This is a genomic window from Nocardioides luteus (genome assembly GCF_015752315.1).
Taxonomy (GTDB): domain Bacteria; phylum Actinomycetota; class Actinomycetes; order Propionibacteriales; family Nocardioidaceae; genus Nocardioides.
On record NZ_JADOVJ010000001.1, the window covers coordinates 1,684,827 to 1,709,546 of the forward strand.

The 24,720-nt window shown below is 69.4% G+C and carries 30 protein-coding genes; 18 read left to right on the forward strand and 12 right to left on the reverse strand.

Annotated elements, in window-relative coordinates:
* Positions 1-22 precede the first annotated feature (22 nt).
* Entirely contained in the window at positions 23-430 is a 408-nt protein-coding gene (locus tag HD557_RS08055; protein WP_008357983.1) for a hypothetical protein, read from the forward strand.
* 26 nt (positions 431-456) lie between these two features.
* Here the strand turns inward: HD557_RS08055 and HD557_RS08060 are convergent, their stop codons facing one another.
* A complete protein-coding gene (locus tag HD557_RS08060; protein ID WP_008357981.1) occupies positions 457-1,341 on the reverse strand; it encodes an NAD(P)-dependent oxidoreductase in 885 nt (294 codons plus the stop codon).
* An 87-nt stretch (positions 1,342-1,428) separates the two neighbouring features.
* Between HD557_RS08060 and HD557_RS08065 the strand changes: the two genes are divergently transcribed.
* Positions 1,429-1,812: a winged helix-turn-helix transcriptional regulator gene (locus HD557_RS08065; protein WP_008357980.1), complete on the forward strand. Its 384-nt coding sequence runs from the start codon at positions 1,429-1,431 to the stop codon at positions 1,810-1,812.
* Between the two features lie 6 nt (positions 1,813-1,818).
* Here the strand turns inward: HD557_RS08065 and HD557_RS08070 are convergent, their stop codons facing one another.
* Positions 1,819-2,736, reverse strand: a complete 918-nt coding sequence (locus tag HD557_RS08070) for an alpha/beta hydrolase (protein ID WP_008357977.1) — start codon at positions 2,734-2,736, stop codon at positions 1,819-1,821.
* A gap of 80 nt (positions 2,737-2,816) precedes the next feature.
* On the opposite strand from HD557_RS08070, the gene HD557_RS08075 reads away from it, so the two are divergent.
* Positions 2,817-3,374, forward strand: coding sequence for a TetR/AcrR family transcriptional regulator (locus HD557_RS08075; protein WP_008357975.1), 558 nt, complete (start codon positions 2,817-2,819; stop codon positions 3,372-3,374).
* Here the strand turns inward: HD557_RS08075 and HD557_RS08080 are convergent.
* A complete protein-coding gene (locus HD557_RS08080; RefSeq protein WP_196873504.1) occupies positions 3,344-4,198 on the reverse strand; it encodes a helix-turn-helix domain-containing protein in 855 nt (284 codons plus the stop codon). The genes HD557_RS08075 and HD557_RS08080 overlap by 31 nt on opposite strands.
* A gap of 158 nt (positions 4,199-4,356) precedes the next feature.
* On the opposite strand from HD557_RS08080, the gene HD557_RS08085 reads away from it, so the two are divergent.
* Both HD557_RS08085 and HD557_RS08090 read left to right on the forward strand, forming a co-directional pair.
* The gene (locus tag HD557_RS08085; RefSeq protein WP_008357971.1) at positions 4,357-5,052 is read left to right on the forward strand and encodes an SDR family NAD(P)-dependent oxidoreductase; all 696 of its coding nucleotides are present in this window, start codon (positions 4,357-4,359) and stop codon (positions 5,050-5,052) included.
* Positions 5,053-5,122: 70 nt separating this feature from the next.
* Positions 5,123-6,592: a peptide MFS transporter gene (locus tag HD557_RS08090; protein WP_008357968.1), complete on the forward strand. Its 1,470-nt coding sequence runs from the start codon at positions 5,123-5,125 to the stop codon at positions 6,590-6,592.
* 117 nt (positions 6,593-6,709) lie between these two features.
* Here the strand turns inward: HD557_RS08090 and HD557_RS08095 are convergent, their stop codons facing one another.
* The gene (locus tag HD557_RS08095) at positions 6,710-8,062 is read right to left on the reverse strand and encodes an LPXTG cell wall anchor domain-containing protein (protein ID WP_196873505.1); all 1,353 of its coding nucleotides are present in this window, start codon (positions 8,060-8,062) and stop codon (positions 6,710-6,712) included.
* Between the two features lie 419 nt (positions 8,063-8,481).
* On the opposite strand from HD557_RS08095, the gene HD557_RS08100 reads away from it, so the two are divergent.
* Genes HD557_RS08100 through HD557_RS08110 form a run of 3 tightly spaced genes read left to right on the forward strand, consistent with a single transcriptional unit; the run spans position 8,482 to position 9,772 of the window.
* On the forward strand, positions 8,482-8,967 hold the full coding sequence (locus tag HD557_RS08100) for a GtrA family protein (RefSeq protein WP_196873506.1): 486 nt from the start codon (positions 8,482-8,484) through the stop codon (positions 8,965-8,967).
* Positions 8,968-8,991: 24 nt separating this feature from the next.
* Entirely contained in the window at positions 8,992-9,501 is a 510-nt protein-coding gene (locus HD557_RS08105; RefSeq protein ID WP_196873507.1) for a lecithin retinol acyltransferase family protein, read from the forward strand.
* 19 nt (positions 9,502-9,520) lie between these two features.
* Positions 9,521-9,772, forward strand: a complete 252-nt coding sequence (locus HD557_RS08110; protein ID WP_008357952.1) for a hypothetical protein — start codon at positions 9,521-9,523, stop codon at positions 9,770-9,772.
* A gap of 25 nt (positions 9,773-9,797) precedes the next feature.
* Here HD557_RS08110 and HD557_RS08115 read toward each other — a convergent pair whose 3' ends face one another.
* Positions 9,798-10,796: a trypsin-like peptidase domain-containing protein gene (locus tag HD557_RS08115; protein WP_196873508.1), complete on the reverse strand. Its 999-nt coding sequence runs from the start codon at positions 10,794-10,796 to the stop codon at positions 9,798-9,800.
* 183 nt (positions 10,797-10,979) lie between these two features.
* Between HD557_RS08115 and HD557_RS08120 the strand changes: the two genes are divergently transcribed.
* A complete protein-coding gene (locus tag HD557_RS08120) occupies positions 10,980-12,659 on the forward strand; it encodes an alpha/beta hydrolase (RefSeq protein WP_196873509.1) in 1,680 nt (559 codons plus the stop codon).
* Between the two features lie 11 nt (positions 12,660-12,670).
* On the opposite strand, the gene HD557_RS08125 is transcribed toward HD557_RS08120, so the two are convergent.
* Both HD557_RS08125 and HD557_RS08130 read right to left on the reverse strand, forming a co-directional pair.
* Positions 12,671-13,144: a hypothetical protein gene (locus HD557_RS08125; RefSeq protein ID WP_008357949.1), complete on the reverse strand. Its 474-nt coding sequence runs from the start codon at positions 13,142-13,144 to the stop codon at positions 12,671-12,673.
* Complete coding sequence (locus HD557_RS08130) at positions 13,135-13,704, reverse strand: RNA polymerase sigma factor (RefSeq protein WP_196873510.1); 570 nt, start codon at positions 13,702-13,704, stop codon at positions 13,135-13,137. The genes HD557_RS08125 and HD557_RS08130 overlap by 10 nt, the downstream gene beginning before the upstream one ends.
* Before the next feature lie 180 nt (positions 13,705-13,884).
* Between HD557_RS08130 and HD557_RS08135 the strand changes: the two genes are divergently transcribed.
* The 6 genes from HD557_RS08135 to HD557_RS08160 are packed head-to-tail and all read left to right on the forward strand — an operon-like array spanning position 13,885 to position 16,475.
* The gene (locus tag HD557_RS08135; RefSeq protein WP_196873511.1) at positions 13,885-14,364 is read left to right on the forward strand and encodes an Asp23/Gls24 family envelope stress response protein; all 480 of its coding nucleotides are present in this window, start codon (positions 13,885-13,887) and stop codon (positions 14,362-14,364) included.
* Positions 14,365-14,366: 2 nt separating this feature from the next.
* Positions 14,367-14,696, forward strand: a complete 330-nt coding sequence (locus HD557_RS08140) for a hypothetical protein (RefSeq protein ID WP_008357944.1) — start codon at positions 14,367-14,369, stop codon at positions 14,694-14,696.
* A 22-nt stretch (positions 14,697-14,718) separates the two neighbouring features.
* Positions 14,719-14,895, forward strand: a complete 177-nt coding sequence (locus HD557_RS08145) for a hypothetical protein (RefSeq protein ID WP_008357942.1) — start codon at positions 14,719-14,721, stop codon at positions 14,893-14,895.
* 16 nt (positions 14,896-14,911) lie between these two features.
* Complete coding sequence (locus HD557_RS08150; RefSeq protein ID WP_196873512.1) at positions 14,912-15,298, forward strand: Asp23/Gls24 family envelope stress response protein; 387 nt, start codon at positions 14,912-14,914, stop codon at positions 15,296-15,298.
* Complete coding sequence (locus HD557_RS08155; RefSeq protein ID WP_196873513.1) at positions 15,295-15,894, forward strand: DUF6286 domain-containing protein; 600 nt, start codon at positions 15,295-15,297, stop codon at positions 15,892-15,894. The genes HD557_RS08150 and HD557_RS08155 overlap by 4 nt, the downstream gene beginning before the upstream one ends.
* Positions 15,891-16,475, forward strand: coding sequence for a hypothetical protein (locus tag HD557_RS08160; RefSeq protein WP_196873514.1), 585 nt, complete (start codon positions 15,891-15,893; stop codon positions 16,473-16,475). Before HD557_RS08155 ends, HD557_RS08160 begins: the two co-directional genes overlap by 4 nt.
* Positions 16,476-16,570: 95 nt before the next feature.
* Here the strand turns inward: HD557_RS08160 and egtD are convergent, their stop codons facing one another.
* From egtD to HD557_RS08180, 4 genes are all read right to left on the reverse strand, one after another.
* A complete protein-coding gene (gene egtD, locus HD557_RS08165) occupies positions 16,571-17,578 on the reverse strand; it encodes an L-histidine N(alpha)-methyltransferase (protein ID WP_307785564.1) in 1,008 nt (335 codons plus the stop codon).
* The gene (locus HD557_RS08170; RefSeq protein ID WP_196873515.1) at positions 17,575-18,045 is read right to left on the reverse strand and encodes a hypothetical protein; all 471 of its coding nucleotides are present in this window, start codon (positions 18,043-18,045) and stop codon (positions 17,575-17,577) included. The genes egtD and HD557_RS08170 overlap by 4 nt, the downstream gene beginning before the upstream one ends.
* The gene (egtB, locus tag HD557_RS08175) at positions 18,042-19,298 is read right to left on the reverse strand and encodes an ergothioneine biosynthesis protein EgtB (protein WP_196873516.1); all 1,257 of its coding nucleotides are present in this window, start codon (positions 19,296-19,298) and stop codon (positions 18,042-18,044) included. The genes HD557_RS08170 and egtB overlap by 4 nt, the downstream gene beginning before the upstream one ends.
* A gap of 449 nt (positions 19,299-19,747) precedes the next feature.
* Positions 19,748-20,392 (reverse strand): MarR family winged helix-turn-helix transcriptional regulator, encoded by a 645-nt coding sequence (locus HD557_RS08180; protein WP_196873517.1) that lies wholly within the window; start codon positions 20,390-20,392, stop codon positions 19,748-19,750.
* Between the two features lie 148 nt (positions 20,393-20,540).
* Here HD557_RS08180 and HD557_RS08185 point away from each other — a divergent pair, with 148 nt between their 5' ends.
* Positions 20,541-21,512: an aldo/keto reductase gene (locus tag HD557_RS08185; protein WP_196873518.1), complete on the forward strand. Its 972-nt coding sequence runs from the start codon at positions 20,541-20,543 to the stop codon at positions 21,510-21,512.
* Positions 21,513-21,601: 89 nt separating this feature from the next.
* Positions 21,602-22,693 (forward strand): Gfo/Idh/MocA family protein, encoded by a 1,092-nt coding sequence (locus tag HD557_RS08190; protein ID WP_196873519.1) that lies wholly within the window; start codon positions 21,602-21,604, stop codon positions 22,691-22,693.
* A gap of 85 nt (positions 22,694-22,778) precedes the next feature.
* Here the strand turns inward: HD557_RS08190 and HD557_RS08195 are convergent, their stop codons facing one another.
* Positions 22,779-23,390, reverse strand: coding sequence for a TetR/AcrR family transcriptional regulator (locus HD557_RS08195; protein WP_196873520.1), 612 nt, complete (start codon positions 23,388-23,390; stop codon positions 22,779-22,781).
* Between the two features lie 416 nt (positions 23,391-23,806).
* Between HD557_RS08195 and HD557_RS08200 the strand changes: the two genes are divergently transcribed.
* The gene (locus tag HD557_RS08200) at positions 23,807-24,712 is read left to right on the forward strand and encodes an NADP-dependent oxidoreductase (protein WP_196873521.1); all 906 of its coding nucleotides are present in this window, start codon (positions 23,807-23,809) and stop codon (positions 24,710-24,712) included.
* The last annotated feature ends 8 nt before the right edge of the window (positions 24,713-24,720 follow it).

Sequence of the window (24,720 nt, forward strand, 5' to 3'; positions counted from 1 at the left end):
AGCTGGTGGAAGGAGTGAAGGCATGAGTCGGACCTCGTTCGTGAGCAAGCTTCGGGACCAGGTCATTCGGCCGCTGATCCAGAGCGCGCTGGTGGAGCAGGAGATCTCCGAGGTCACCGTCGCGGTCGTGGTCGGTACGGAGTTCTACAACTCGCTCCAAGACCCCGAGGAGCGTTGGACCTATCCCGAAGACGGGCACGAGTACGTCTGGGCGTACGTCACCTACCTGCCCACAAACGAGCGTTCTGGCTGGCGGTTGGGGCGCTCGGAGGACCTTCACGATCCGATCGAGTTGGTGAATGCGCTCTGGCAGCTGGGCTCGGACTTCGAGGACTGGGTGTGCGAGACGACGTTTGCGTGGGGCGAGGAGCGCCATGCCCGGGTTCCGAAGGTTCGAGATCTGCCTGAGTGGCTGACCGCCGGCGCCTGAGGGTCGCTCAGGCGCCGGTGAGCACCTCAGACGTACGGCCGGATGGCGTCGATGATGCGGGACCAGTTCTCCGCGCCGTACCCACGCGAGCGGGCCCAGGAGTAGTGGGCCTGGACGGCGCGGGGGAGGTCGGTGTCGATGCCGGCGGCCTCGCTGGCCTCGACGAGGTGGTCAGCGGTGGCGCCCATCATCGTCACGGTGCTGAGGTGGCCGGGGTGCTTGCCCGCCTCGAGCTGGGCGCCGAGGTCCTCGCCGGCGGCGAGCATCGGCGGGATTCCGGCGAGGGTCTGCATGAGCTCGGGCAGAGCAGCCGAAGGCTTGATGCCGCCCGTCTCCAGCAGCGCGACGGCGTGGAGGAGCGAGGAGAGTGAGGTCAGGAAGATGTCCAGGTTGGCCTGGTACATCAGTTGCGCGAGCCCCGGATCCTCGCCCAGGTAGCGGACCGACCCGATGCGGGCCAGCGCGTCCTGGTGCAAAGACAACACGGAGGCGGGGCCGCTGACATAGACGTACGCATCGGGCGTCCCGACCATCGGGGCCGGGACCATCACGCCGCCGGTGAGGAAGTGCGCGCCGCGCGCGGCAACCCAGGCGGCACCCTCACGCGTCCCGTCCGGCGACTCGGAGCCGAGGTTGACGATCGTGCGTCCCTCGAGCTCGTCGGTGGCGGAGTCGAGCACCTCGTACATCGCCTGGTAGTCGGTCAGGCTGAGGATGACCAGGTCGCTCGCCGCGACGGCCTTCGCCGGCGAGTCCGCCAGCTGGGCGCCGGCGGCGACGACCTCGTCGGCTCGCGAGGCCGTGCGGTTCCATACGGTCACCGGATGCCCGGCGGCGAGCAGGCTGTGGACCATCGCCTGACCCATGGGGCCCAGGCCGATGACGGTGACGGCGGTGAGAGGTTGATTCATGAGGACAATCCTCGGCCTTTACGTACGATAGCGGGAGTACCCACTATTTCCTGGGGTACTTACCAGAAGGTGAGTGAGGAGAACCCGATGGCGAAGGCGCCCCGAAACGGCCCCTACATCTGCGGCATCGACGCCGCGCTCGACGTGGTCAGCGGCAAGTGGAAGGGGCTGATCCTGTGGGAGCTCGACAACTACGGCGTACGCCGCTTCGCGGAGCTCCGCCGCGGCCTGCCCGGCGTCAGCGAGAAGATGCTGACCCAGCACCTGCGCGAGATGGAGCAGGACGGGCTGGTGCACCGGGAGGTGTATGCCGAGGTGCCGCCGCGGGTGGAGTACTCGCTGACCGAGCACGGACGCAGCCTCAACGCCGCGCTCGGGCCGCTGGGACGCTGGGGCATGGACCGTATCGCCCGCGAGCGCACCGAGCTGGTCGAGCACCGCGACGCCGAGATCCTGCCCCGACCGTCGTAACCGGCCTCAGGCCGAGACCGGCACGTGCTCGCGCAGGAACGCGAGCTGGTCGGCGATCACGGTGCTGAAGAGCGGCTCGACATACGGGTCGAAGTGGCCCCCGGGGTAGACACGTACGGTCGCGTCGGCCATGCGCGCAGCCGTCTCCTCCGCGACATGGCGAGGGGTGATCGCGTCCGACTCGACGATCTGGACCAGAGCAGGGCAGGTGACTCCGCGGGCCCATCGCCTCGGGGAGTACAGGCCGATCTTGAGCACGATCCGTGCGGCCACCTCGACGGGGTAGTCGCCGTTCTCGAGCCCGGACTCGGAGATGAGCGTGTCCATGCCGGGCAGCGCGTCGGGAGTGGTCATCACGGCGGTCTCCCCGGGTCGGCCTGCCGCGTCGACGTACACAGGCCCTCGCCTCGTCCAGGCGCTGATCTGGTCGCGGATGCCGGCCATCCCGACGCGCAGGCTGGGAACGAGGCCGGTCGCGCGGACGGCTGCGGGGCCGCTGACGTGCGGGACCTGGGCGATGATCGCCGCGAGCGGCTCGCCCTGTCCGGCGAGGCTGATGACGTGGCCGCCGGAGAAGGACGTACCCCAGGCGACCACGCGCTCGGCGTCGACCCCGGGAAGGCTGCGGGCGTAGGCCAGCGCTGCCCGCCAGTCCTGGTGCTGCATCGCCACGTCGAGCAGCTGGCGGGGCGTGCCGGCGCTCTCGCCGAAGCCGCGGTAGTCGAAGACGGCGACTGCGTAGCCCGCGGCGGCGAACTCCTCGGCGTAGGCATACAGCCGCAGGGCGCGGACGCCTCCGAACCCGTGAGCCATGACGATCACCGGGACGGGCACCGGCTGCCCGGACGGCCGGTAGACACGTACGGCGCACTCGACGCCCTGGGACGGGAAGGTCCCTTCGGACCAGGTGAAACGGTCGTTCACGGAGGACTCCCGGGCTCGTCTTGAATGGCGTGCAAGAAAGGTACGCGTCTTCTAGAACGGCAGTCAAGATAAGATTGCGTATGCCTCGAAACCGCAGACCCCAGGATCGTGAGGAGAAGCGGCAGGAGATCGTCCACGCCGCGGCGACTCTGTTCACCGAGGTCGGCTACGACGAGACGTCGACGACGAAGATCGCGACGGCCGCCGGCGTGACGACCACGACGATCTACTGGTACTTCGCGGACAAGGACGCGCTTCTCGTCGCCGTCCTCGATCATGTTCTCGAAGCGGCGCTCGCCGAGGCCGCTCTCCACTCACAACGTCCGTGGGCCGATCAGGTTCTCTGGGCCATCGATCGGTTGGAGAAGTATCGGCGGCTCGTCACGGTGGTGCATGCGCGCGCTTCGACCTCTGAGTCCATCGGCGCCTGGCACGACGAGTTCCACCGCCTTGTCGACTCGATGATGGTCGAAGGATTTCGGGCTGCCGGTGTCCCGGAGAGCGATGTGGGCGCGATGACGAAGATCGGTGTCTTCGTGGTCGAGGGTCTCCTGATGCACCCGCAGTCCGAGCAGGATCGTCGGGCTGTCGTCACCCTCCTCACGGATCAGGCCCGTCGGGGCTCCACCTCGTCCTGACGGGTAGGAAGCCCCGCGGAGGCCAGCAGAGCCAGCTTCTCCGCGTCGGGTGAGCCGGCGTCGGGGTGGTAGACGACGAGCATCAGGTCGTCGGTGCCGTTGATCGTCAGCCGCTCCCGGTTGAGGGTGAGCTCGCCGACCTGCGGATGGTTCATCTTGATCGGGGCGCCGGTCTGGGCGCGTACGTCATGGCGTGCCCAGAGCTGCCGGAACCGTGCGCTGGCCAGGGAGAGCTCGCCGATGAGCTCGATGAACCGAGGGTCGTCGATGTCGGTGCCCACCGCCTGGCGCAGGTTGCCGACGAAGCACTCCGTCATCGACTCCCACTCCGGGTGGAACTCCTGCTGGCTCGGGTCGAGGAACTGGTCGCGCAGCTGGTTGCCGCCCGGCGCGAGCCTCGGCGAGAGCGCGCGGGCGAGACTGTTGGCCGCGAGGATGTCGAAGTAGCGCCCCTCGATGAACGCGGGCTGCACCATCGAGTCGAGCAGCTTGAGCGCCCCGGGCGGGACGGTCTCCTTGCGTCGGCGTGGCCGACGGCGGCGGGGAGCCTCCGCGACCAGCGACATCACGTGGGCGGTGTGGTCGTCGTCGAGCTGGAGCACGCGGGCGATCGACTCGAGCACCTGCGCCGACGGGTTGCGGTCGCGGCCGCGCTCCAGGCGCAGGTAGTAGTCCGCGCTGATGCCGGCCAGCATCGCGACCTCCTCGCGGCGCAGCCCGGGGACGCGACGTACGCCCATGGCGGGGATGCCCGCCGCCTCGGGCGTCACCAGCGCCCGCCTGGCCTGGAGGAACGCGCCCAGCGGGTTCGTCGCCTCGCTCATCTCTGCCACCTCATGCCTCCAGCCTAGGTCGGCCCCGAGCGGACAGAGGGGGTCCTGTCAGGCCCCGGTCTGACCAGGACTCTGGGTGGACCCGGCCGGCGTGCCTAGCGTCGAAGACGGGCCCGACCGGGCCGTCTGTCGAAAGGGAAGAACACGCAATGACCGTCGCACTCATCACCGGCGCCAACAAGGGCATCGGCTTCGAGACCGCCCGCCAGCTCACCGAGGCCGGCTACGACGTCTACCTCGGCGCACGGGACGTCGAGCGAGGAGAGAAGGCCGCGGCCGAGCTCGGCGCGCGCTTCGTACAGCTCGATGTCACCGACGACGCCTCCGTCACCGCCGCTCTGGCGACCGTCGAGGAGGCCGAGGGGCGCCTCGACGTACTCGTGAACAACGCCGGTGTCCTCGTCGCCGAACCGCTCGACGGCCCGACCGCGCTGCGGGTCTTCGACATCAACGCGGTCGGGATCGTACGCGTCACCGAGGCCGCCCTGCCGCTGCTGCGCCGCTCGGAGGACCCACGCGTGGTCAACGTGTCCAGCAGCATGGGCTCGTTCTGGGCCAACACCACGCCCGGCCGGGTCGAGCAGGGGATGTTCCTGCCGCTCTACGCCGCATCCAAGGCCGCCGCCAGCATGCTGACGGTCCAGTACGCCAAGGCGTACCCCGACATCAGGTTCAACGCCGTCGAGCCAGGTCCCACGGCCACCGACATGACCGCCGGCTTCGGCATCGACGACATCGCCGGCCCGCCTGCGGAGAGCGCGAAGATCGTCGTACGCCTCGCCACGCTGGACCTCGACGTCCCCACCGGAACACTCCAGGACAAGGACGGCGAGCTCGCGTGGTAGTGGTCACATCCGGCGGTTATCGGCCGTTCGCGATTTGGGCGGGGGAGCGGAGCCTTGTGAACCTGAGGTAATGAGCCAACTGAAAAGTGAGACCACCGCCGGCGATCCCGGCGAGCGGTCTTTCCTCGGCCAGCCGCGCGTCCTCGCCAACCTGTTCGGCGTCGAGCTGTGGGAGCGGTTCAGCTTCTACGGCATGCAGGGCATCCTGGCGATCTACCTCTACTACTCCGCGGCCCAGGGCGGCCTCGGGATCAGCGAGACGGTCGCGCTCGGGATCGTCGGTGCGTACGGCGGTGCGGTCTACCTCTCGACCATCATCGCGGCCTGGATCGCCGACCGCCTGCTCGGCGCGGAGCGAACGCTCTTCGCCTCCGCCTGCCTGGTCGTCCTCGGCCACCTCGGCCTCGCGCTGATCCCCGGGATCGCCGGGGTCGGCGTCGGGCTCGTCCTGATCGCGCTCGGCTCGGGCGGCGTGAAGGCCAATGCGTCCTCCCTCGTCGGCACCCTGTACGCCGCCGATGACGAGCGCCGCGACGCCGGCTTCTCGCTCTTCTACCTGGGCATCAACCTGGGCGCCCTGGTCGGTCCGCTGCTGACCGGGCTGCTGCAGAAGCAGTGGGGCTTCCACTTCGGCTTCGGTCTCGCCGCGGTCGGGATGATCCTCGGTCTGGTGCAGTACGCCGTGGGCCGCCGCGCGCTGCCTGCCGCGAGCCGCGTCGTCCCCAACCCGCTTCCCGCCGCCGAGCGTGGCCGTTGGATCGGCATCGCGGTCGCCGCGGTGGCGCTCATCGTGGTGCTCTGCCTGACCGGCGTCATCACCGCGCCGCGCCTGGCCAACATCGTGATCGGCATCAGCATCGTCGCCGCGGTCGCGCTCTTCGCCGTCATCCTTTCCAGCCGGCTGATCTCCTCGGTCGAGCGGAGCCGGGTGTGGGCGATGGTGCCGCTCTTCGTGGCCAGCGCCGTCTTCTGGTCGCTCTACCAGCAGCAGTTCACCGTCATGGTGGTCTACTCCGACCAGCGCCTGGACCGCGACATCTTCGGCTGGGAGATGCCGGTCTCCTGGGTCAACTCGATCAACCCGGTCTTCATCATCCTGCTCGCCGGCGTCTTCGCCGCCCTGTGGACCAAGCTCGGCTCCCGTCAGCCGTCGACGCCGGTGAAGTTCGGTCTCGGCACCATCTTGATGGGGCTGGCGTTCTGGGCGTTCCTGCTGATGCCGAGCGGTGCGCACTCGGTGCCGCTGATCGGCCTGGCGTTCATCCTGCTGCTCTTCACCCTCGCCGAGCTGCTGCTCTCGCCGGTCGGCCTGTCCCTGGCCACCAAGCTCGCCCCGCAGCGCTTCCAGACCCAGATGATGGCGCTGTTCTTCCTCTCGGTCGCGCTCGGCACCGCGATGTCCGGCCGCCTGGCCGAGTTCTACGACGTCTCCAACGACAGCGGGTTCTTCTGGTGGGTCGGCCTCGCCTCCGTCGTCGTCGGAGTGCTCCTGCTCGTCGGCAACCGGCCCATCCGGCGGCTGATGGCCGGCGTGCACTGATCTCTGCGGCGTACGCGTCCGAAGGTGTGTTCCGGGCGAACGAAAATTCGTTCGCCCGGAACAGCGGCCACCCGGCCGCGGGGGCCTCACCCGAGTCATGCCCGCCTGGAAGGTGGGTCAGGCGTTCTTCCGGCGACGGGTGAGGAAGGTCCCGATGCCCCCGATGCCGGCGAGCAGCCCGCCGACGGCGAGAAGCGCTCCGTTCGGACCGCCCGTGTTCGGCAGGTTCCCGGTCAGGCCGGCATCGATCCGCGTCGGGACCTCGGAGTCTGCCTTGGTGCCGGCGACCTTGGTGCTGGCGACCTTGGTGCTGGCGTCCTTGGTGCTGGCGTCCTTGACGACGGCCGCGCACTTCTCCGACGTGTCGGTCTTGGTCTCGTAGACAGCCGGGACGACGACCGTGACCGAAGAGGCTGGCGTGTCCACCACGGTGACGTCAGAGGCCGGGCTGTCCTCCACCGTACGGGTGTCGACCAGGTCCCAACCCTCAGGCACCTCGGCGGTCCAGGATGCGTCGGCCAGGTTCGTGGTCGGCTCACCGTCCTCGACGAAGTAGAGCGTGACGTCGGGGTCGGTGTAGGCCTCCTTCGTGATCACGGTCTGCTCGTACTGCTCGCCGATCTGGGACAGGTTCAGGGGGTTGTCCTCGCCGTCCTGACCGTCCTCATCGGCAGGGGTGCCCGACGTGGTGGTCCAGGCGGTGAAGTGGTCCCACTGCCACGGGCCGAAGACGGCAGGAGTGGCCTCTTCGACCACGATGGTCTCGGTCCAGGCTTCCTTGTCGACGACGGTCTCGGTCCAGGCCTCCTTGTCCACGATGGTCTCGGTCCAGGCCTCCTTGTCCACGACCGTCTCGTCCCACGCCTCCTGGTCCACGACGGTGACGGTCTCGGTCAGGTCGCCCTCGGCGAAGCGGACCCAGCCCTTGTCGCCGTGCTCGTCCTCGCCGTTCCAGTTCGGCGTGCTCAGGTAGCGGACCTTCCCGGTCTCCTTCTGCCTGTAGGCGTAGCCACGGTCCCTGACGCGAGTCTCCTCGTGGGTGACCGCCTCATGGTGGACGACGTGGGTCTCGGCCGGGTGCTCGACGGTGTGGGTCTCGGCCGGGTGCTCGACCGTGTGGGTCTCAGCCGGGTGCTCGATGGTGTCGGTCACCGCGTCGGTGCCGGGCGTGTAGGTCCGGGTGTAGACCGAGTTGCGGAACTGGTTCTCGGTGAGGGCCTCGTGGCTCTCGCCGAGGACCACCTTCGAGAAGCGGGACTCCTCGTGGGTCACCGCGTCGGTGTGCTCCACATGTGTGACCGCAGGTGTGACGGTGGTGGTCTTCTTCTCGTCGGCGACCTTGACCTGAGAGGTCACGGTGGTCGTCTTGCAGTCCTGAGCGGCCTGAGCACCCGGGGCTGCCACGACGGTGGCCACTCCGGCAACGGCTACAGCCGCGAGGCCGATCTTGGTGGAGCTGTGCATGGTCATGGGTTCGTTCCTTCATGGGTTCATGCCTGCGGTGGGCAGGCAGGGCTGAGCTACCCGGGACCGGGCGGGCGGCCGCGGATGTCTGCCGGGGTCGGCCTGAGCCGATCTCGGGTGGAATCGCGGGGACCTCTTGAAACCGAGGAGCAAGTGCGGCGTGTGGGCCGCCTCGGCGAGGCCTGTGAGAGGAGGGTCTCCCGGCGCTGTCTCAGCGGGTTGCGGGAGTTCTCCCCACATACCCAACATTGGGGTAGACGGGACTTTCGACCCCCTTGTTCCCGGGCCCTGCTTGGGACCAGGTCGGGTGGTATCCACACACCCCATCCAGCGGCTGATGGCTCGCGGCACCGACCCGTCGTTGTGTCTGCCCGTACGTTAAAAGTGCAGGCAGTCGGGCCATTCGAGTCGGTAGCATCGTAAAGGTGACCACCGCAGCGAGCTGGAGAAGCCAGGCGCTTCGGCTGCTCGGCGAGGTGGTCCGGTTCATGGCGGTGGGCGGTCTGGCCACCGCTGTCTCGTTCGTGGGCTTCAACGCGCTGGCCCACGGCCTGCTCTTCGGCGCGGCTCCGCTGCGGAGCCATCCGATCGTCGCGTACGTGGTGGCCAACGTTGTCGCCGGAATCGTGGCGTACGTCGGGATGCGGCTGTGGGCCTTCCGGGAACGCGAGGCGCGCGATCAGACGACCGGTGTGATCAGGTTCTTCGTCCTCGGTGCGCTCACGATGGCCATCCCCGTCGTGTGCCTGTGGATCAGCCGCTACGTCCTGGGGCTGTCCAGCCCCCTCGCGGACAACCTGTCGGCCAACGTGATCGGGCTCGGGATCAGCACCGCGACGCGATTCTGGGTGTTCCGACGGTTCGTGTTCAACGAGCCCGTGGTTCGCGAGCCGTGGCGGCCTGTGGCGTGATGACCCGAGAAGGCAGGTGCTTCCGTGGCACGTGGTGACCACATCTTCGTCCACAGGGGTCGGGGTCGCTACTACACGCACCACGGCATAGATGGCGGTGACGGCACCGTCATTCACTACACGGGCACGGCGGCCACCGGCCGGCGCGTCGAGAGGAGCTCGCTCGAGTCCTTCGCCGATGGCGGCGAGATACTTCTCCGCACCTATCGAAGCCGACTGCCGGCGGACGAGATCATCAGCCGGGCTGAGTCCCGGCTCGGAATGAGTGGCTACCACCTGGTCAGGAACAACTGCGAGCACTTCGCGACGTGGGCCTCCACCGGCTCGGCCGCGAGTCGGCAGGTGCGCAGCTGGGCGGTGGCGGCGCCCGGGGCAGTCGCCTCCCTCGCCATGGCCCAGGCTGCCGGAATCCATCTGATCGTCCTGGGCACCGTGAGCATGTGTGCCTACGCCCTGCGGGGCCTGTGGCACCGTCGCAGCGGGTCACGGACGGCGGCCCTGCGCGTCGACGTCGACCGAGACTGCGCCGCCTGACCTGGCGTAGCCTGAAGACATGAGCGACGACGACCTGTACGGCGAGATCCCATCTCTCGATGAGCGATCCCGGCGCGCTCTGATGGTCGCCGAGAAGTGGATCGGGGAGGGCATCGCGGGGGTCGCGATCGGTGCCGCCGAGGATGGCGGACCGGCGGTGGTGGTCTACGCCCTCGACCCGGCCTCGGCGGCGGTGCGGTCGCTGCCCGAGGAGTGCGAGGGCCTGCCGGTGCGGGTGGAGACCGGAGACGCCTTCAGGACCGAGGACTGACGGCATCTCCGGGTCCGTGGGTCGATCACGGCCAGACACGCACTCCGAGGGAGAGCTGGACCAGCGCGATCGGGTTCAGGATCGTCGCCACGCTCGATCCGGCGAAGAGCAGCCCGACCGGGTTGTTCTGCAGGTCGAGCACCATCGAGCCGGAGTCGCCGCCGGCTGACATGTTGGTCGTGATGATCTGGTTGCAGAACTTCGCGACCTTGCCGGCGCCGTAGTTGACGTTCACGGTCGCCGCGACGGCGGTGACCCGGCCGGTGGTGAAGTTCGTGGTGCGGCCGGTCTTCTTGAGGAGCATGCCGACGGTCGCGGCCTTGGCGGCAGTGGCCGGGTAGCCGTTCCAGTAGACGTCGCGGTCGATGACGTGGAAGGGCACCTCCGCGACCGCGGCGTCCACGTAGTTGCAGGACCCGTCGAACCTGATCGGTACGAACCGGGCCAGCCGGCCGATCACGTCCGCCGGTGCCGTACCGCCGTCGAACGGGCCGGGCTGCAGGATCGGGTCGCCGATGCTCGCGTCGTTGGAGTTCGCGAGCACGTGGTTGTTGCTCAGGATGTAGTAGCGCGGCGGGATCCCCGGGAAGGTCCTCAGGTCGTACGCGCCCGCACCGATCGTGCCGGCGGTGATCTTGTAGTGCCCGACGCTGAACCCCGGACGGGCCGGCCGGATCCGGAGCGCCAGGGTCTGGGCATCGACCTCCTGGGTCTCCATGAGCTGCTGGCTGCCGCCGGCGAACAGATGCCCCACCTCGAGGACGTCGGTCGGCGTGCCGTCCACCGTGTCCGGGACGGTGTCCGCGTCGCTGACCAGCTCGGTCGGCATCTTCTGGCTGACCAGCACCATGACGCTGGGCGTATCGGTCTGCTCGCCGTCGGTGATCTTGAGGCCGACCCCGACACCGACCACGTTCTCCATGCCGAGCAGCTCCTCCTCGACCGACGCCTTCGAGTCGGCGACGGCCGTGAGCTCCTCGGGCACGGCATCCGACTGCGCCATGAACAGATCTTCGTTGTTCATGTTCGTTCCCCCTGTCGGCTCCAGGTCCTGGACCGTCCAGAACGACGACCGGAGCCTTATCCTCAGGAGCGCGCAACGGACGGCTCTGATACGGCGTCACGCCCGGCGGGAGGCCCGTCCTCACCAGGGGTTTCGTCCGCGAAGGGGAGTCGGCGCCGGCGATCCGGGGCTAGGGTGAAGACGATGAGCGACGTACGGCGCCAACGGGTCGCCCGCGCGGTCGACGTGCTGCGGGGGCAGCTGCGAGCGCCGTTCGCCGCGTCGACCGGCACGGTGGTGCTGCTCTGGGCATCGCTGACCCCGTCGCTGATGCCGCGCACCGCGCTCTTCCAGGCGTTGCTCACCGCCCTGTGCATGCTCGCCGGCTATGGTGCAGGCGCGCTGGCCGGCTGGCTGGTCCGCAGCTGCGGTGGACGGCTCACCGGCCGGGCGCGGGTGATCGCCTGGCGGGTCCTCGCCGTCGCGGGTGGCGTCGGCACCCTGATCATGCTGGGGCTCTCGCTGCGGTGGGAGAACGAGGTCCGCGACCTGGTCGAGGTCGACAGGGTGGGCGTCGTGCACCTGGTGCTCACCGTGCTGATCACCGCGGTCCTGTTCGCGCTGCTGCTCGAGCTCTCACGTGGCTGCAAGGCGCTGGGGCGGTCGATCGGACGGTTCCTGGGTCGCTTCCTGCCCGCTGCCGCGTCGACCGTGATCGGCGGACTGATCGCCGCGGTCCTGATCTACCAGCTGGCGATCGGAGTCGGCGGCGGTCGGCTGCTGGGAGCACTCGACGCCAGCTTCGCCGCGATCAACGAGGAGTTCAGCACCGACGTACCCGCGCCCACGACGCCCGAGCTCACGTCCGGTCCGGCCTCCTCGCAGGACTGGGACGACCTGGGCCGCCAGGGGCGGGTCTTCGTCGCGAGCGCCCCGACCGCCGCCGACATCGGCGAGTTCACCGACGAGCCTGCGCTGCAGCCCGTGCGCGCGTACATCGGGTCCGGACCGGAAGGTGTCGACATCCGTGACGAGGCGCTGGACGCGGTCGCCGAGCTCGAGGCGCTCGGCGGTTTCGACCGCGCGGTGATCAACGTGGTGACCGGCACCGGCCGGGGCTGGGTCAACGAGAACCAGGCCCAGGCGCTGGAGTTCATGTGGGGCGGCGACACCGCGACGGTCAGCCTCCAGTACTCCTACCTGCCGAGCTGGATGTCGTTCATCCTGGACCGGCAGCGGGCCCAGGACGCCGGTCTTGCCCTCTTCGACGCCGTCTACGGCCGCTGGCTGGAGATCCCCGAGGCCGATCGCCCCTTGTTGGTCGTGAGCGGGGAGAGCCTGGGCAGCTTCGGTGGCGAGGCCGCCTTCAGCGGCGCCCAAGACCTCGCGACCCGCACCGACGGCGCCCTGTTCGTCGGCCCGACCGCCGACAACCGGCTGTGGAACCGGTTCACCGACGAGCGTGAGCCGGAGACCCCTCAGGTGCTGCCGGTCCTCGACGACGGCGAGATCGTCCGGTTCGCCGACCGGCCCGAGGAGTGGGCGCTGCCCGGGACCTGGGACGGCACCCGGATCGGCTATCTCCAGCACGCGAACGACCCGATCACCTGGTGGTCGCCGGAGGTGGCGCTCGAGCGCCCGGACTGGTTGGCGGAGGAGCGCGGCCGCGACGTCTCCCCGAACGTACGCTGGATCCCCGGGGTGACGATGCTGCAGCTCGGCGTCGACCAGTTCTCCGCCAACTCGGTCCCGGCCGGGCAGGGCCACCAGTTCGGTACGGCGCCGGTCCACGCCTGGGCAGCGATCCTGCCGCCTCCGGGATGGACCGATCAGCGGACGGTCGAGCTCGCCGAGGTGATCGGCGACCGGAAGTGGCTGAGGTGACCGGCCACCGCTCAGGTCCGGTTCGGATCCCCGCGGGTGACGTCGACGTACTCGATCTCGATCGCCGAGAGGTCGATGCCGGGAGCGGGCCCGAGGAGGGTCGTGACGATGTCGAGGATCTGCGGGCGCAGGGTGTCGGCGAGGGGGTGGAGCTCGACGCCGTACCTGGCGACGAGCCGGATGTCGATGCCGGTCAGGCGGCCCTCGTCGACGTGGAGCTCGATGTTGTCGGGCGCGTGGGTCGGGTGCTCCTGGAGGAGCCGGCGCAGCGCCGCGCTGACGACGCGCGCGGAGACGAAGGTCGCCGAGCCTTGCTCGTCGCGCGCGGAGATGCCCTGCTCGGTGAAGGTCAGGATCGGCTCGGAGGGGACGACGACCCGGCGCACGCGCGCCATGATCGACTCGGCCAGGTCGACCCAGCCGGCGGGCTCGTCGGCTCGGGCGGCGCGGACGGCGCGACCGAGGGGGCTGGGATCTAGCGCCATCGTGCCATCCTCTCCGCGAGTGTGCGTCGACCGCGGTAGAGGTGTCCGCGGACGGCGCCGATCGGCATGGCCAGGGCGATGGAGATCTCCTCGTAACTCATCTCTTCGACCTCCCGCAGCAGCCAGGTCGCCCGTTGATGCCACGATAGTTCATTCAATGCTAGCTGCAGCGCCTCGAGCAGCTCGGCGTCCAGCACGGTCTGCAGCGGGTTGTCCGCAGCGGGCGGAGTGAGCCTGGACATCAGCCCGTCGTCGATCGGGGTCGCGCGTCGATTGCGCTGGAGATCGGCCGCGCGGCGGTGGACGAGACGGAACAGCCACGTACGTAGGGAGGAGTGCCCCGCGAAGCCGGACAGGCTCCGCCACGCCGAGACGAACGCCTCCTGGGTCGCCTCGGCGGCGTCCGTGGCGTCGCCCACCAAGCGAAGGGCGTAGCGATACATCGCCGGGCCGTGGCGATCGACGATCTCCCGGAAGGCCTCCTGGTCGCCCAGGCGGGCCGCGCGCACCAACGCCTCGTCCGTCGCCGACGGCTCAGCTGTCGCCTGCGGTTCCGACATCGCCCCCGAGTTTCTCTTCTGCCGCCCACGCAAGGGCAGCGTTCCGATACGAGGGAAGTTCTACCACCTCCAAGCAAAGAGATGTGATCCAGAACACACCACAATTTCTGTGACACATCGGTGGGACGTCGCGACCAACCAGCGTCAGCAAGACCGAACACGATCAGGAAGGTTCTTCTCATGACGCAGACGAAGTCCGGCGACACGAGCTCGACGACGAACGGCGCCGGTGGTCAGGCGGAGCGGAGCGACTCGGGTGCACTGGTGAGTGAGTACGGGCGTACGTCGATCGCCGACACGGTGGTCTCGAAGATCGCGGGCATCGCTGCTCGGGAGATCAGCGGCGTGCACGACCTCGGCGGCGGCGCGGCGCGCGCGGCAGGGGCGATCCGCGAGCGGATCCCGGGTTCGCGTACGAACCTCGGCCAGGGCGTCGCGGTGGAGGTGGGGGAGCGGCAGGCTGCCGCCGATCTCGACATCGTCGCCGAGTACGGCACCTCGATCCCTGACCTCGCGTCTGCGATCCGGCGCAACGTGAAGGCGTCGGTGGAGCGGATGACCGGCCTCGAGGTCACCGAGGTCAACATCACCGTGCACGACGTCTACCTCGAGGACGAGAGCGGCGACGCCGACCAGGATGCCGCCCGGCGGGTGGAGTGACCGTGACCGCCGACGCCGACCCACAGGGCCACGACGGCGCTGAGCCGGAGGTCGTGGACGTCGTCGCGGCCGCCGTGCTCGCGGTGCCCGGCGTCCACGACCTGCACGCCGGCGCCGGGGAGGTGGCCACCTACCTTCCCGGGCGCCGCGTCAACGGGGTGAGGCTGCGCGAGCCCGGCTGCGCGATCCACGTGGTTCTCCACTGGGGCGCACCGGTCCTCGGCACCACCGACGCGATCCGCGATGCCGTCCGGCCGTACGTGTCGGGCCCTGTGGACGTCACGGTGGAGGACATCCTCGCGCCCGACAGCACCGGCTCGGCCCCGCTCTGACCCTCAGAAGGAGAGAAACGTCATGACCAACTCGACACTCGGCCTGGTCGCCGGACTGTTGCTCACGATCGCCATCGTCACCGGTGGCCTGGTCGGCCTGTTGCTGGCCATCGTGCTGGGCGGGGCCGGCTACCTCATCGGCGGCCACGTCGACGGTGAGCTCGACGTCCGCAGCCTGCTGCGAGGACGTCGTGGTTGAGGCCCCGGTGCGTCCGATGCAGCTCGTGGACGCAGGCACCGAGACCGCTGACCCGACGGAGGACCGCGGGACCCTGGACGTCCGCAACAAGGCCCTCCAGCGGATCATCGAGCACGTCGCACTGAAGGTCCCGGGCACGGTGGTTCATCGCAGCGCCCTCGGCCGCGTCACCGGCTCGGCGTTCCCGAAGGCCGACATCACGGCCGAGGGCCGCGCCGTCCGGGTGAAGCTCGACGTCGCGATGGCCTGGCCAGGCAACGTGTCCCGCATCGCCACGGCAGCCCGCGACGCCGTACGCCACGAGGCGTTCCGGCTCTCGGGCATCGAGGTCCGGAGCGTGGACGTCACCGTGCACGCGGTCGACCCGTCGACCGCCGAAGACACCGGCAGGAGGGTGGAATGAGCACACAGACCATCGAACCGACGGTCGAACGGATCGTCCGTCCCGCGGCGCCACGCACCCAGCCGCGCCGTGCGCCCGTGGTCGTCCCGACGGCCATCGTGCTCGCCCTGGTGCTGATCGGGGTCGCTGTGGTCGCCGTCCGTGAGCTCCTGGTCAGCCAGGGATGGGCGACCGGCTCCCCGGTCGTCCCGGACCTGGTGGCCGGCCTCGACGGGGTCGGCCCCTCGGTCGGGCTCGCCGCCGTCGGCGGAGCGATCGCCCTCGTCGGGCTGGTGGTGCTCTGGCTCGCGCTGCGGCCCGGCCGGCGTACGCACCTCCGGGTCGCGGGCGATGCCGATCTGTGGCTCGCGCCCGGCGCCGTCGCGGCCGTGGCCCAGGAGACCGCCGACCGGCTCCCCGGGGTCATGTCGGCCGACTGCTCGCGCAGCACCCGGCGTCGCGCCGTCGTCGACGTCGTCGTGGCCGCCCGCAACACCCCCGACGGTCCTCAGGAGGCTGCTGCCGTGACCGAGCACGTGAGAGCCGTTCTCGACGACGAGGTCGGCCGGCTGACCGGGACCCCCATCAAGGTACGTGCCACGGAGGTGCCCCGATGACTCCCCGCGTGATCAGGTTCGACCGGCTGATGACCGTGCTCGTGGCGGTGCTCGTGATCGCCCTGGGTCTGCTGATCGTCGACTGGCACTACCAGTGGGTGCTCCGGAGCTACCCGGCCGAGCTGTCCACCCGCCTGGCGAGTGACATCGTGACCTCAGACTGGTTCCCCTGGGCGTTCGCCGCCGCGGGCATCCTGCTCGGCCTCATCGGCCTGGTGTGGCTGCTCTCGCACCTGGGCCGGCGCGGCCCGTCGACCCTGCGGCTCGACGCGAGCGACCAGACCGGGCGCGTCCAGGCCGACCTGCGCTCGATCGCCGATGCTGCCGCCGCCAGGCTGGAGAGCCTGGCCCCGCTGACCGCAGTCACCGGGACGGTGGTCACCATCCGGTCGCGGCCGGTGATCCTGCTGCGAGGTCGGATCGACCCTGCAGCCGCCGTCGAGCCGGTCGCCGACGCCGCCGAGATCTGCGCCCGGGACGTCGCCGCGGCGTTCCCCGACGACTCGATCACCTGCCGGGTCCTCGTCGACCCGCCACGGCGGGGGAGGGGCCGACAGCAGTCGCACGTACGCGTGCAGTGACAGCTGCTCGATGCCCCTGATGGCGTCGCGACCCCGCGCGGGGGCGAGGTCGCGACGTCGCCAGGGGCATCGAGCAGCTTGTCGACGAGCAGCGCTCAGCGCTTGGCCAGCACCAGCGCGTACGCCTCGTCCGGGTCGGTCCACCAGCGGAGGTCGTGGAAACCCGCCGCCTCGAGCTCGTCAGCGATGCTGTTCCGGCGGAACTTGCAGGACAGCTCGGTGAGGAGCTCCTCGCCCTCGTCGAACTTGATGACGAGGTCGAGCTCGCTCAGCTCCACACGGGCGGACTCCTGGGCGACGAGCCGCATCTCGATGCGTTCCTCCTCGGTGTTCCACCGCGCCAGGTGCCGGAAGTCGTCGGGGTCGAAGTCGGCGCCGAGGCTGCGGTTGAGGACGCGCAGCGCGTTGAGGTTGAACTCGGCGGTCACGCCGGCGGCGTCGTCGTAGGCGGCGACCAACTGGCCGGGGTCCTTGACCAGGTCCAGCCCGAGCAGCAGACCTTCCCCGGGCTGCATGGCGGCGGCCACCGATCCCAGGAACTGTTCACGTCCGGGACGGTCGTAGTTGCCCAGCGTGCTGCCGAGCAGTGCGATCAGCCGGCGTCCCGGGGTCGGCAGCTGCCCGAGGTGCTGGTCGAAGTCGGCGACGACCCCCTCCAGAACCAGCCCGGGCCGCTCCTCGGCGAGCGCGTCCATCGCCTGGGTGAGCGCGCTGGCGCTGACATCGACGGGAACGTACGTCGTCAGCCGGCCGGTCCGCTCCAGCGCATCGAGCAGGAGCCTCGTCTTCTCCGAGGAACCCGATCCGAGCTCGAGGAGCACCTCGGCGTCGGAGGCCTCGGCGATGTCGCGCGCGTGCTCGGTCAGCATCGCCCGTTCGGTGCGCGTCGGGTAGTACTCGGGCAGCCGGGTGATCTCCTCGAACAGCTCCGAACCACGCTGGTCGTAGAAGTACTTCGGTGGAAGCCATTTCGGCGACGCGCTCAAGCCGGTGCGGGCGTCCTCCGCGAGGCTCTGCCGCAGGTCCTCGGCGGTCAGCAGGGTGGTGATCCTGCCCCGGGCTGGTGTGCTGGAGCCGGTCCGGCCGTCGATGTCGAGGGTCACGCGAGGGTCTCCTTCGGGTTGTGACGAGGTGTGTCGAGCCGCCACCAGGTGGGCCCGCACGGGCTGAGGACGCCGATGGTGCGCGGCGGGATCGTGGTGGACGGAGCGCCGGGAAGCGGACGGTGGCTGACGACGTACTCCCAGGCCGCGGGTTGGGCGAGATGGCTGCCCTCGTCCCCGGTCAGCAGGGCGAGGTCCTCGCCGTCGCTGAGGAGGACGGAGAAGCCGCCGACCTCCAGCTCGTTGGCCATCTGGACCACGGCGGAGCCGACCGGCAGGCGCTCCTGCTGCGCCTTCTCGAGGACGAAGGGCCAGGAGCCCTCGATGGTGCCGCCGACCGCGACGGTCCAGGTGCCGAGTCGCAGCGGCGCCTGGCAGTCGTCATGCGGGCAGGCCCAGTCGGCGTGGGTCCGGGGCGGTCCGAGGATGCCGCGGTGGGCGCACGGGATCGCGGCGGACCAGGTCACGCACGACGCCCGTCGTCGGCGAGCCGGAGCCCGGTGACGGGCCAGCGCGCGCCGGGCGGGAAGAAGTTGCGGTAGGAGGCCCGGGTGTGTCCCGGCGGGGTGAGCGCGCAGCCGCCGCGGAGCACCATCTGGCTCGACATGAACTTGCCGTTGTACTCACCGATGGCGCCGGCGGCGGGATGGAAGCCCGGGTAGGGCAGGTAGGCCGAGGAGGTCCACTCCCAGCAGTCGCCGAAGAGCTGTCGCAGGCCGCCGGTCGCCGGGCCCGCCGCACGTGGGTGGAAGCTGTCCCGGTCGGCGAGGTTGCCGGACACCTCGTAGGTGCGGGCGGCGTGCTCCCACTCGGCCTCGGTGGGGAGGCGCTTGCCGGCCCAGGTGGCGTACGCGTCGGCCTCGTAGTGGCTCAGGTGGCAGACCGGCAGTCCCGGGTCGAGCGGTGTGGTGCCGTGCAGGGTGTGCTCGAACCAGACCCCGTCGGCCTCGCGCCAGTAGAAGGGCGCTTCCCAGCCCTCGGCGTTGACCCGTGCCCACCCGTCCGAGAGCCACAGCTCGGGACGTCGGTAGCCGCCGTCGGCGATGAACTCCAGCCACTCGCCGTTGGTGATCAACCGGTCGGCGAGCCGGTACGGCTCCAGCCACTGCTGGTGGCGTGGCAGCTCGTTGTCGAAGCAGAACCCGCCGCCCTCCGAACCGATCTCGACCAGGCCGCCCTCGATGTCGACCCACCCCAGCCGGTCGGTCCCGGCGCCAGCGACCGGGCTCCCGGCGTACGTCGGCTGCAGCGGGTTGAGCGACAGCACGTGCTTGATGTCCATGAGCAGCAGCTCCTGGTGCTGCTGCTCATGGTGGAAACCGAGCTCGATGGTGGGCGCGAGCTTGGCGAAGGTGCCCTCGTCCACGCGGTCGAGCAGATCCCTGACCCGGTTGTCGACGTTGCGCCGGTAGTCGCCGACCTCGTACGCGCCGGGGCGGCTGATCACGCCACGCATCGGCCGGGCGTACCGGGGCCCGACCTGCTCGTAGTAGCTGTTGAAGAGGAACCAGTACTGGTCCTGGAACGGTGTGAAGCCGGCCTCGTTCTCGGCCAGCACGAAGGTCTCGAAGAACCAGGTCACATGCGCGCGATGCCATTTGGTGGGGGAGACATCCGGCATCGACTGGACCGTCTGGTCCTCGGGTGAGAGGGGTGCAGCGAGGCGTTCGGTGTCAGCCCGGACTTCGTCGAAGCGGGCGATCGCGGTGGTCGGGTCCATCTCACGTCTCCTGTCGGGTCGTGCGGGGAGTACCAAGCAGCAGCACGGCGATCGCGCCGCTTGCTATGAACTACTCTGCCTGGTCGCCCAACCCGCGATCCGAACTCCGGGTGTCGGCAACAGCACAAACCAGCCCGACGGCAGGCCGGGTCGGCGAGAGCGAACGGGCTGGCCTGTAAGCCGGGCTCCATTCACTCGGGAATGGTTGTTGATGGACTTCGCCGGAAATATCTGGCTGAATGACAGGACTCGTCCCGACTGCATCAGCTCACGAAGCAGAACTCTCCAAGCCACGTCGCCGTGGGCTGATGGGATAGCTGTGGGTCTTGATCGTCGGGACGGTGCGATTGACTGGTGGAGTCCTAGAGATACCGGTGCCACTGGACCGGGCGCACTGCCTCCTGCCGCGGTGTGCAGGTCTAGTCATGGCCGAGGTGTGCCCAGGTCGGCTACGACTCGGGAACGTCGGTGTGAGCGGTCGTCGCACCTGCAGTCGTGGTTCCTCTCTGATTGATCGCGGCGTCCACTGCGGCGCCGATGCGCTTCAAGGCCATCAGGTCGCGCGGTTCGAGCGAGTCGATCAGATATTCGCGGACTGCCGCGACATGTCCGGGCGCCGCCGCGACCACGACGTCGTATCCAGCCTCGGTCAGGGTGGTGTTGGTGCGGCGACCCGCACCGGGTATCCGGGACCTGGTAAGGAGCCCTCGCTTCTCCAGTCGTCCGACGACGTGCGACAACCGCGACAGCGACGCCGACGTGCGTACGGCTAAAGAGCTCATCTGCATGGTCCGGTCGGGTTCCTCGGAGAGGACCGACAGCACCATGTACTCGAAGAAGGTCATCTGGGACTCGCGCTGCATCCGCGCGTCCAGGGCAGCGGGCAGACTGATCATGATCGCGGAGTTGGCCAGCCAAGCAGCCAGTTCATCACCGTTCAACCAGCGCGGCTCGTCGTCCGACCTGACGAGCGACTCCGTACCGGCCGCTGTGCCGCGAGGCTCTTCTGCGGCTGCCGGCGTTGCCTCGCGGGATGCGGAGCCGCCCTGCCCGGCCCTCGTGTCATGCCGCTGAGTACCCGTTGTCTTGGCCATGCGGCCAGCCTATGACGGCAGTTATTGACGCATCAAGTTCGAAAGAGGTAGAACTTGACGCATCAAGTTCATCTTGATGCGTCAAGTCTCTGGTCCGGTCGACGTACCGGCTGTGGGCCTGGCGAACCGATCCAGAGAGGAACACTCAATGCAGACCACGTCGCTCGGCGGGCTTGAGGTCTCGCGCCTCGGTCTAGGAGTCATGGGCATGTCCGCCTTCTACACAGGCAAGGACGAGTCCGAGGAGGACTCTGTCCGCACCATCCAGCGCGCTCTGGACCTCGGCGTCACCCACCTGGACACCGCCGAGGTGTACGGGGAAGGTGCCAACGAAGCCCTGCTGGGCCGGGCAGTCAGAGGCCGCCGGGACGAGGTGGTACTCGCCACCAAGTTCGGCCTGACGTCCCACACCGGCCGGCCGGGGGCGGACAGCACGCCGGCGAACGTCCGACTCGCTGTCGAGGGGTCGTTGCGGCGCCTGGGCACCGACCACATCGACCTGTACTACCAGCACCGAGTCGACCCGGAGACCCCGATCGAGGACACCGTCGAGGCCCTGGCCGACCTGGTCACCCAGGGCAAGGTCCGCTACATCGGCCTGTCCGAGGCCGCCCCCGCCACCATCCGCCGCGCACACGCCGTCCACCCGGTGGCCGCGGTCCAGAGCGAGTACTCGCTCTGGACGCGGGACCCCGAGACCGAGGTGCTTCCGGTGCTGCGCGAGCTGGGGATCGGTCTGGTGCCGTACTCCCCGCTGGGTCACGGCTTCTTGACCGGAAGCATCCGCTCACTGGACGGTCTGGACGCCGACGACTGGCGTCGTACCAACCCGCGCTTCACCGGCGGCAACCTCGAACGCAACCTTCGCATCGTCGACGAGGTCCGGGCTGTGGCAGCCGATACCGGAGCCACCCCCGCCCAGGTCGCCCTGGCGTGGCTCCTGGCCCAGGGCGAGGACATCAACCCCATCCCGGGCACCCGACGCGTCGAGCGACTTGAGGAGAACGTCGCCGCAGACGGGGTCCGACTCACCCCCTACCAGATCAGCCGGTTGGACAACCTGACCCCCGCGTCCGGCGACCGCCATGACCGCGACGGTATGGCCGCCATCGACCAGTGAAGGCGGCTCGGCGACCGCGCCGAACCGCACGAGACAACAGTGTCTCAACCGCAGAGCACCTAGCAGTAGACCGAATGGAGCAGCAGATCATGGCAAGCAGTGTGATTCGTGTCGGGATCATCGGCGCAGATACGAAGGCGAGCTGGGCCGGGGCATCGCATATCCCCGCGCTGGCGGCCCAGCCGCAGCTCGTGCTGGCGGCGGTGGCGACCCGGCGTGAGGAGAGTGCACGAGAGGCCGCCGAGGTATTCGGCGCCGAGCGCTGGTACGCCGACCCGTACGAGCTGATCAGCGACCCGTCGATCGATCTCGTCACGGTCGCCGTCAAGGTCCCGGCACACCGCGAGCTCGTGCTCGCGGCCCTCGCGGCGGGCAAGGCCGTCTACACGGAGTCCCCGCTGGGCGCGAGCGTCGCCCAGACCGAGGAGATGGCTGTAGCGGCCGGTTCCCTGCACACGGCGATCGGGCTGCAGGGCAGCCTCAACCCGTCGGTGCGCCGGGCGGCCGAGATCATCGCCCAGGGCCGGCTCGGGAGGCTGCTGTCTGCACGAGTGAGCGCGACGACCTTCGGGAACGGCCCGGAGTCGGTGAGCGCGTACGAGTACTTCGACAAGGCGGACGCCGGCGCCGGCTTCATGACGATCGCGGTGGGCCACGTACTGGACGTGATCGAGACGGTCCTCGGCGACATCACCGAGATCGATGCACGCACGGAACTGCTCTGGCCGGAGGTGAAGCTGGTCGATACCGGCACGACCACCACCCGCGAGGTGCCGGACCACCTCGACGCGATCCTCAAGACCTCGTCCGGAGCTCCCGTCGGAGTGCAGGTCCTGGCCGGTGTCCCAGTGCCCGATGCCCGGTTCAGCCTCGAGGTCAGAGGCGCCGACGGCTGGCTGAAACTGACCGGCGACCACCCCGCCGGCGTCCAGGTCGGCGACCTCACGCTGACCTCGAGCGTTGATTTCGAGGAGCCCGACCGCCCCGTCGCCACGGGAACCGGTCCGGCCGCGGCCGAGATCTGGACCGGTGCCGCCATCAACGTGGGCGAGGTGTACGCGAGTCTCGCGCGAGACATCGACGAGAACACCTTTGCGACGCCGGGCTTCACTCGCGCGCTGCACAACAGTCAGCTCGTCGCGCGAGTGGAGGAGGCCGCTCGCAGCGGGCGGCGACAGTAGAACACCTCAGCAGGGTGCGGGCTGCCGAGCGGACTCGGCGGTGACGCCTATGGCGTCGATGAAGACGATCGAAGAGTTCGCTGTCTCAGTCGCGGGACCAGGACACCGCGTTCATCGCCACATCAGCGACCCGGCGCAGTTCCGCCTCGCTCTTGCCTGTCGCCGCCTGAACGGCGATGCCGTACGCGACCGTCGTGATGTAGGTCGCCAGCGTGCGCGGATCCTCGGTCTCCGGCAGATCACCCTCGGCCCGCGCACGCTGAAATCGGGACTCGAGCCGCGCAGCGCCATCCTGGCGCCAGTCGACGAGGACCTTCTGGGCAGTGACCCCGTTGTCGCCGGCGGCGAGTGCAGCCTGGACGCCAAGGCATCCGTGGGGTGTCTCGCGACTCGTGCTGGCAGCGGCTGCGCCGCGAAGAATGGACTCGGCGACTTCGCGTGCGGTCGGCTCGGACAGCGCGCGGATTCCGTAGGAGGCTGGGCCTTCCGTGTAACGCTCGACCGCTCGGCGGAACAGCTCGTCCTTGCTCCCGAACGCCGCATACATGCTGCTGCGAGTGATGCCCATCGCCTCGGTCAGGTCCGTCAGGCTCGCCCCTTCGTAACCCTTGGCCCAGAACACTCTCATGGCTTGTTCGACGGCGTGGTCGGGGTCGAACTCGCGGGGTCGCCCCAGCTTGGTAGGCGATACGGGCATGGAAGTCATTGTGCCCCCTTACGGACCAGGCAGTCCAGATAGCGCCAGGATCAGGCGTTCAAGCCGCCGTCGATGGTGGGCACGGCTCCGGTGTTGAACGCCGCCGAGGTACCCGCGACGAAAGCGACTGGGACGCCTGTACAACCCCGCGCAGCGCGATGTCATGACGCGGGGGACCGAGCTGTCGCGCGGGCCGAGGGTGGTGCGAACACCTAGGCCTGACGCCCCGGGCCGTGACGCCTGCCCGCACGGTTGAGGGCTTGTGAATACATCGCAGCCCGTGTACGTTCTTTATGGACCGATCAGTCCCGAATTAACGTACCGGACCTCAGGACACGACCTCGCCACCGGGCCTCCGTGAGCGAGCACGCCGCAGCGGAAGTGCCGCCGGTGACATGAGAAGGAGAAGGATCATCATGAAAGCCGCCGTCATCACCTCGTTCGGCGAACCCTCCGTGTTGCAGGTTGCGGAGGCTCCGCGACCGGTGCCGGGTCCGGGTCAAGTGCTGGCGCGGGTTCGCGCCGCCGGGGTGAACCCGGCGGAGATCCTTGCACGCGCCGGAGCGTTCCGCCTGCGTGCTCCCGCCATCATCGGATTCGAGTTCGCCGGCGTCGTCGAGGCGGTCGGCCCGGGCGTCGACGAGGGCATGGTCGGCGACCGCGTCGCCGGGTGGCCGGACTCCGCCACCCAGGGCTCCTACGCCGAGTACACGGTCAGCAGCAACTTCGCGACGATCCCCGACGGCGTCTCCTTCGAGGAGGCCGCGGCCACCGTCATCGGTGCCGACAACGCGGCGAGGGGGCTCGGGCTGCTGAATCTTCGCCCGGGTGAGACGCTCGTAGTCACCGGCGCGAGCGGTGCTCTGGGAGGCGCCGCCGTGCAGTTCACGCGACAGCGCGGTGTGACGGTGATCGGCGTCGCCGGGACTGCCAACGCCGACTTCGTGAAGAGTCTCGGCGCGATCCCTGTCGCCCACGGCCCGGGCCTGGTCGACCGCATCCGTGCCGTCGCTCCCGACGGTATCGATGCCGCGCTCGACACCGCCGGCAAGGGACTCCTTCCCACCCTCGTCGATCTCCTCGGCGCCCCGGACCGGATCGTGACGCTCGCCGACCGCGATGCCGCACGATACGGCGTCGCATTCAGCCCGGGAGGCAGCGGGAATCGCGACCGGGGCCCTGTCCAGGAAGCCCTGAATCTGATCGCCGCCGGTGCGTGGACCGCACGCATCGGCCGGAGCTTCCCGCTCGACGAGGCCGCGGACGCCCATCGTCTCGTCGCCACGGGCCACACCCACGGCAAAGTCATTCTTCTTCCCTGACCCGGCCG